Below are 2798 nucleotides of genomic sequence, written 5' to 3' on the forward strand. Positions count from 1 at the left end.
GGAATATAATTGACATTGCTTGTGATGCCGTCAAATATAGTATTACCTAGTTTAGATCTGTTAAAAATGGACATCGAGAATATTAAGCAGTTGTTGAATATTAATTTACTATAAGCAGTATATGTAGGAGAAGCTTCGTTGCGTAAGTTATTATAGAAATACAAAGTACTATATTCGATTGTTGAGTTATTAAAATTATAATAGGGTAATGCTCCACCCAGAAGGACCTTGTTTAAGGATGAACTTTGTATATTCTCTATTCTAATCCACCTAACAGAAGGTTTGTTTCCACTACTGTAATTGTTAAGATTGACGCCAATCACGGAATTATTAATTCGGGAAGAAATCGATCCTTCAACCATAAAATTTGATAATGATTTTATGTTATTGATTATAAGTGATGTTTCAATACTATAAAAGGTATCCAAAAATAAGCTGTTGGATATTTGGTTAGAAATTCCGGTAATTACTGCTGAACATGCAAATGTTGTGTTTGATAATGTTACAGCATCTACATTTGTATCAAAATTAAGTTCTCCTAAATTGTTTTGAATTACTGTATTCTCAAATAATCCGGAAACTTTCATCATTTTGACACTAACAGGCTGATGATTTTGGTCTAGTTTAAAAATTGTAAAGTCTTTGGCATCATTATATGAACTGACTTCCATTGTAAAATCAACAATCTTTGTATTGGCATCGATTGTTAAAGATTTATGATCTAAATCATGAGCAACATAAAATCTTTCCGGTGTTGCTGTAGTTGATTTAGTTGCTGTAAATTGGTAAACACCATCAAATCCTGTTAAAGAAGTTACCGGTTGATCCTGATTAAGTGTTTTTAAAATAGAATCTGTTGAAATTTTCCATCTGCGGTAGCGTTGTACTCTCCAGTCGATTTTTAAGTCAATACCAAGAGCTCTGTTGTATCTTCTTAAGATTGTTCCTTTAGTAGCGACACTTCCCACGACAGGTAATTTATATTCAATACTATCGTCAGGATAGGTTACGGATTTCCCTTCTAATTCAAACTCTTTTGTCGATTTCGCCTTTAAAATAATTGATTCTAAAGGAACATTAAGATTTTCTTCTGCCGACATATTCATGTATGCGGTGCCATTGTGAACTTCAGTATTTAGTACCCCTCCTGGGCGTATTACGGGTTTTCCGTTAGCATCATTTACAACTAAATTGTCAACAATTCCGTTGGAATATCGGGGTATTGAATATTCAAATTCTAATCCTATGTGAGCTTGCATTCCGTTGGCAAAACGGAAATAATAACCCTGAGAGGCGACAAGACTCACGGTTGTTGTTGAACCAATCTGTAATGGACCTGTGTAACCATCAGGAAGTTTGGTTATAACAACGGTTTTACCCACAGTTAAATTTAAATCATAACCTACATCCAGAACAGCATACTTTGCCGGATAAGAATTTATTCGCCTTTTAAGTAGTGTTGGAGAAGAGTTTGATCCAGTAATGGTATAGATGGTTTGAAAATCATTGATCAAGTAATAATTGCCCGGGATCAATGAATTGGATTGTACCAGATTTAATACTTTTTCTGTATTTACATTATTTTCACTTTTTATAAGATTATTTACAAAATCGTAAACTGCTTTTGAAGACGGATAATCACTATTGCTTGATAAGGAAGAAAGGCTCAGACTTTTATTAGCAATGTTTTCTTTTGATGCAAATAAAGTTTCATGTGCTGTTTTGCTGGATTTATGATCTTCAAATTGAGTTCTTTCGGTTTTATTATTTAAAGTTTGTGACAGATGTTCAATAGAACTTTGAGGAATTTGTTCCTCTTTGTGCCAAAAACTTTGCCAGGAATCCGAAAATTGTTTTTGTGTTGGTTTTTTGCCGGTTTTGAACCAGTTTAGAATGGTATTGATATTTGTTGCCATAATATATTTGGATTGATTGTGAGATTGAATTGCTGATTTTGACAAACTATAATTTTTAAGATATTGATTGTATTATAGTCTTGTTTTTTAGTACTGGTCTTAGTTTTTTTCATTGCTTAAACTTGCTTAGAGTGATATATGATGATTCGATTCTACGAATTACGTAAATAGGTATTTCTAAACACGTTGAAAAAAGTATAGACAAGAAAAGGAATTAAATTTCATATTACGACTATTGTGTTTTTCCGAGTTTTTCGGCTTTTTATGGATTATTGAATATTAGTGATGATACCATTTGTAACGGTTATCGTTTTTCCGTCACTGGTCGTGAATGTTGTGTTAATGGAGGACAATGAAATATTACCGGCATCGTCAGCAGCAGTTTGATTTACTTTTATTGGTAATGTGCAAGTTTCCGCTATGCCATTATTAAATTTTGGAAATAATAATTCGCATTTGTGATAAGTTTGCTGGCTAATTGGATATGGACCTGCGGTAAATGTAAATCTGTCTGCAAACATCTGACATTCGCTAAAACTTGTGTCAAATTTCTTGAATATTGAAAAATATTCATGATTTATATCAAATCTCATGGTAGGATCATAGATATCAGAAGCGTACTTTGCTCCATATATATAATGTGGACTTATGGATAATTTAGAAAAATCTGAAAAATTATCTGGCCCTGTGGGAATATATTTTAGAACAAATCCTTGATTAAGTACTACAGCAAAACCATAATAATTTTGATAATCAGCACTAGCTTTGAAAACTTGTTGAAGAGTTGGAATCTTGCCACTAAATTCACTGAGCTTCTCATCAATTCCTTCAATATCAGTTATATCAATTTTTTCTTCTTTGTGACGGAAGGAGTCCCAGGTA

1 protein-coding gene and 1 pseudogene are annotated in these 2798 nt (G+C 32.5%); both read right to left on the reverse strand.

What is annotated here, in order from left to right:
• A pseudogene (locus JO950_RS18905) lies at positions 1-1961 on the reverse strand (hypothetical protein); the annotation flags it as partial.
• Positions 1962-2185: 224 nt separating this feature from the next.
• Positions 2186-2798 (reverse strand): hypothetical protein (locus JO950_RS18910; protein WP_202704037.1); only part of this gene is annotated, 613 nt, incomplete at its 5' end.

Origin of the sequence: Flavobacterium sp. UGB4466, assembly GCF_903469665.1 — a bacterium.
GTDB classification, from domain to species: Bacteria; Bacteroidota; Bacteroidia; order Flavobacteriales; family Flavobacteriaceae; genus Flavobacterium; species Flavobacterium lipolyticum.